Raw genomic sequence first — 4,543 nt, 5'->3', positions numbered from 1 at the left:
CCGCCAGTCGTCGTCACTTGTGTCCCTCCCCTCATGTGCGACGCCCGCGCTATTGACGAGAATATCCGGGCAACCACCGATCGCAGTTGCCAAATCGCGCACTGACTGCGGATCGCTGACGTCACAATAGAATGCCCGGACGTTAGACCCTATCCCGGCTGCGGCTTGCCGGGCGGCATCCAAGTCACGACTTGCTAGCGTGACCGAGGCACCCGCCCAGTCTAACGTGCGCGCAATTTCCAGACCTATGCCTCGCGCGCCACCAGTGACCAACGCGCAGCGGCCGGTTAGGTCAAACCGCTTCATGAAGTCGGGATGCATCATCGGCTTTTACTCCTGTCCGTCGTTGAATGCTTGGCAAGTGGTCGTCATCCAGCAACTGTCCGACCAACCAGCCCAAGTGACGCGACATGCGTCGTGGCCGAAAATGATGCCGCTCGTCTGGCCGTCTGATCATCGAATTTCCTGCTTACAAGCTAAGATTCGCGCGCTGGCAAGCAGCCCTCGATATGACCACCCGCGCCAATCCGCATCTTGCACGCCGAAAGTCGGCGTCTTTTAATACGACGCGGCGAACTTGGCCCGCCTGTAATGGCGATAGCTGGTGCTGCTAGCACATTGGCTAGATCGGCCCCGCTTTCGTGCTTTCGGTATCCATCCGGTCTGGGCCGCGGCGGGTGCGGTCTGTGTTAAGCTGCAGCGATGGAGATCGACACCGACAAGATCGATGATGCGGTCCTGGCACTGCTTTGGCTGACCCTGCACAATGAACGGTGCGCCTAGAAGAGCTTTGACTGGGACGTGACGGATCGACTTCACCGGAAGGGATTGATCGCCGACCCGGTCAACAAGGCAAAATCCTTGGTGTTGACGGACGAGGGTCTTCGGCGCTCGGAGGAACTGTTTCGCGCGCTGTTTACGCGGCCGACGCCATGAGCGGCCGAACGGGCCGCCAGTTCCAAGGCAGCAGGTCCTCGAGCCGTGTGATCGACGTGTCGGCGACGCGGGCGAGGACATCGGCCAGCCAGGCCTGCGGATCGACGTCGTTGAGCTTGGCGGTTTATGCCGACCGCCAAACTATGCCGAGCGCCTCTTCCGATCATGGCGGTATGAAGCGCTTTGCCCGCCATTTCGACCGAGAACCGGTCGTTGACACTCGGCATAGTTCTCATGCTCAAAGGGCGTTCAGGAATTCAAGAAGTCGGTCGTTTGGCCGAAATCGTTCGGCCTTTGCGCGTTCGTATGGCTTCAGCTTGGCAAGTGCGGCTTCCTTCAGCTCAAGATGTGCGTGAAGATAGGTCAGCGTCGTTTCCATCGCCTCATGGCCCAGCCATAAGGCGATGACCGAACAATCGACGCCCGCCTGCAGCAGCTCCATGGCAGCGCTGTGCCTCAAAACATGGGGCGACACCCGCTTCGAGCGGAGGGTGACGCAGTGTTCGCGAGCCTTGGCGACATATTTGTTCAGCAGCGCCTGCACGCCGTCGGCGCTCAGCCTGCCGCCGTGCGTGTTCGGAAAGAGAGCCGTTGCGCCCCGTTTCCTGGGCTCGTTGAGCCGGCCCCGACGGGCTTGCTGTGCAACCTTGGTGAGCGGCGTACTTCGCTCCTTGCGGCCCTTGCCAAGGCATCGCACGTGGGCACCGTGCCCCAGCATCACCGAGTCACGGTCGAGATCGATGATCTCCGAGACCCGCAACCCCGTTTGCGCGGCCAGCAACGGCAGAGTGTAATCACGCCGTCCCAGCCATGTGCTGCGATCCGGACAGGCCAGGATCGCTTCAATCTCGGGCCTGGTGAGAAACTGAAGCTGTCGCTTGTCGCATCGCTTGCTCGGGATCGCGAGCACGCGTTGAATCTGGGCGCTATGGGCCGGCTCCTCGAACGATGCATATCTGAAGAAAGACCGAATGGCCGTGAGGCGGAGATTACGGGTCCTCACTGAGGCGGATCGCAGTGTCTCGAGGTCTTCCAGGAATGCGCCGATGAAAGGCGCGTCCAAATCCCGCAGTGTCAACTGTGACGGAGACCTGCCAAGGCGTGTCTGCGCGAATGCAAACAGGAGCCGGAAGGTGTCGCGATAGGAGGCGATGGTGTTGGAGCTTACGCCTCGATGTCGCATGAGCCGATCGGTGAACCACCGCTCGATCAGCACGGCTAAATCGTTCGAGGCGCTCATGAGCGAACCTCCCACCGCTCATCCAGCAGTCGCGCAGCATGGGTCATTAGCTCCGGCGCGGCGGATAGATACCAGTAGGTGTCGCGAACATTGGCGTGGCCGAGAAAGGTCGAGAGGACCGGCAGTTCCCGCTCGACATCTTCGCCCGCACGATACCAGTTGGTCAGGGCCTGGACGGCGAAACGGTGACGAAGATCGTGAACCCGCGGACCATTGCGCTGTCCCCGCTGCCGCAGACCGATCTGTCGCGACAGCTGCCAGAACACCCGGTGCACGTATTGGTGCAGCAATCTGCCGCCCTGCTCGGCGACAAAGAAATAGGGGCTACGAGGCGCGACGAGATGCGCGTCGCGTCGCGCGGCATAGTCCGACAGCACGGCGACCGTCGTGGCATGGAGCGGGACCAGCCGCGACTTGCCGAACTTCGTCTCTCGAATGGTGAGGATACCTTACCTTGGTCCAGATCGACGTCGTCCCGGCGCAGGTCGAGCGCTTCGGAATGGCGTAGCCCGGCGACCGCTATCAATCCGAACAGGCAATGATATGTCCAGCGACGCAGGGCGTTGGCCGGCGGCAGCGACAGTGCCGCCGCCAGAAGCGCCGTGATCTCAGCATCGGTATAGATGTAGGGCTTGGCCCGCCGCGCCGGCGACACAGCGTCTTGAGGTGGCACTTCCGTCAGGGGATCGAAATGAGCGAGGTGCTGAGCGAAGCAGCGCACATCGGTCAGGCGGATGGACCAACTCGGTTGTCGGCCGATCAACGTCACCCACTTCATTGCCAGCGCCGTGGTGATGGTCTCGGCGCCGCGAGCCTCCATGAAGGTGACGAAATCCGACAACCGTCGGGCGGGGCCATGATACTTGTACCCCAACCCCTGGCGCATGCCCACATAGCGCTCGAGCGCTGTTCGAAGCCGGCTCATTCGGCACCTCCCGGCCACGGCAGGCTCAGTTCGCGCAGCTTCTCGATGTCGAGCTTGGCATAGATCCTTGTGCTGTCGACGCTCCGGTGACGAAGCAACTGGCTGATCTCGGCAAAGCTGGCCCCCGACCGCAGCAGGTCGGTCGCAAGGCTGTGGCGGAAGAGGTGCGCGCCGTGGTGCGCATATCCGTGAATACCCGCCCGCTCGAGGGCCTCCTTCGCGATCATCGTGATGGCGCAGCCTGAGGCAAAGCCGACGTGCGGAGCAAGCATTCGTAGAAATAACCGGCGACACGGTGAAGCCGGTCGCCCATGCCGGATGTAGGCGACGATAGCCGCACCGACGTCGTGGCGTAGCGGCATCATCGCTTGCCGCCGTCCCTTGCCATGGACGAGGACACTGCCCGACTGCCAATCGATATCATCAAGACTGAGCGCGGCAACCTCGCTGGCGCGCAAGCCCAGCTTGGCCAGCGCCATCAAAACCGCATAGTCGCGAAGCCCCATTGCCGTGGTCCGATCGCAGGCATCGAGAACCACCTGAACCTTCTGTGGTGACAGGAAGGTTGGTAGGCCAGCAAGCCGCCAGCGACGGATCGACGGCACACAATCGGCCAAGGCCACCGAAATGAAGCCCTTCAGATGCAAATAGCGCAGGAAGGCGCGCACCACCCCGCACATCGCCTTGCCGCTGTCGGCGGAGCCATCGAGAGCATGTCGCTCGACATAACCGATGACGATCTCCGGGGTGAGCGCCGCAAACCCATCTGCGCCAGCCGGACAGACCTCCTGCAGAAATCGGCGTGAGAGCAGCTTGTGGCTTACCACCGTCGAGGCGGCGAGCCCTCTCTCATTCGTGAGGTAAGCCGCGAGCACATCAACAATCTGCTCGTACTCCGTGCGCTCAATCGGAAGGGCGGTTGGTATCAAACCTTCTTGCCGTAACGCGGCAAGCAAGCGCCGAAGCGCCGATCGGTCGCCCGAATCGATGCTCCAGTGTTTGGAACGGTGCTCCAGAAACCGCTCAACATGAACTTCGCTCAAATCCCGGAGATCGTGCCCGTTACCGACATGCCAGTCTCTCAGCTCACGAAATAGGCTTAGCGATCGCCAGGTGCATTGCCGACCGAAGCCTTCGTCCGACAATCTGCCCGCATAAACGCGTGCAAACTCGCCATATGGCCCGTGGATCAGCTTCCGATACAGCGTGCTGCGTTGCAGATAGTCACTTGCGTTCATGTGTCCTCTCCTTCGCGTCAATTGCGACGGAGAGAGCCTAAGCTATGCCGATCCAGCTACCGCTATGTTGAGGAAAGTGTTGGTAAAAACTTGCTCACTCGGCATAGTTCGCCGGTCGGCATAATGCAGAGCGTTTTTAGCTTGGCGTCGCGGAGAAAGGCGGGTGGCGAGAGCGCGCTGAGGTGGATCGCGACGGTGAGCTAA

The 4,543-nt window shown here is 61.3% G+C and carries 3 protein-coding genes and 3 pseudogenes; 1 reads left to right on the top strand and 5 read right to left on the bottom strand.

The window, feature by feature from the left end; genetic code table 11:
* The coding region (locus tag NKI52_RS32475) for an SDR family NAD(P)-dependent oxidoreductase (protein ID WP_352700849.1) at positions 1-324 on the bottom strand (324 nt) is incomplete at its 3' end.
* A gap of 378 nt (positions 325-702) precedes the next feature.
* Between NKI52_RS32475 and NKI52_RS32470 the strand changes: the two are divergent.
* Positions 703-936 (top strand): annotated as a pseudogene (locus NKI52_RS32470) (DUF6429 family protein).
* Here NKI52_RS32470 and NKI52_RS32465 read toward each other — a convergent pair.
* The 4 genes and pseudogenes from NKI52_RS32465 to NKI52_RS32450 all read right to left on the bottom strand — a co-directional run.
* Positions 917-1,060, bottom strand: a pseudogene (locus NKI52_RS32465) (transposase domain-containing protein); the annotation flags it as partial. The pseudogenes NKI52_RS32470 and NKI52_RS32465 overlap by 20 nt on opposite strands.
* A 114-nt stretch (positions 1,061-1,174) precedes the next feature.
* Positions 1,175-2,176, bottom strand: coding sequence for a tyrosine-type recombinase/integrase (locus NKI52_RS32460; protein ID WP_352700848.1), 1,002 nt, complete (start codon positions 2,174-2,176; stop codon positions 1,175-1,177).
* Positions 2,173-3,101, bottom strand: a pseudogene (locus tag NKI52_RS32455) (tyrosine-type recombinase/integrase). The gene NKI52_RS32460 and the pseudogene NKI52_RS32455 overlap by 4 nt, the downstream one beginning before the upstream one ends.
* On the bottom strand, positions 3,098-4,339 hold the full coding sequence (locus NKI52_RS32450) for a site-specific integrase (protein WP_352700847.1): 1,242 nt from the start codon (positions 4,337-4,339) through the stop codon (positions 3,098-3,100). The pseudogene NKI52_RS32455 and the gene NKI52_RS32450 overlap by 4 nt, the downstream one beginning before the upstream one ends.
* Positions 4,340-4,543 lie beyond the last annotated feature (204 nt).

Origin of the sequence: Mesorhizobium sp. M0590, assembly GCF_040320905.1 — a bacterium.
Classification (GTDB): Bacteria; Pseudomonadota; Alphaproteobacteria; order Rhizobiales; family Rhizobiaceae; genus Mesorhizobium.
Note: the sequence above shows the minus strand (reverse complement) of the source record. Positions and strands in the feature narration are given on the sequence as shown.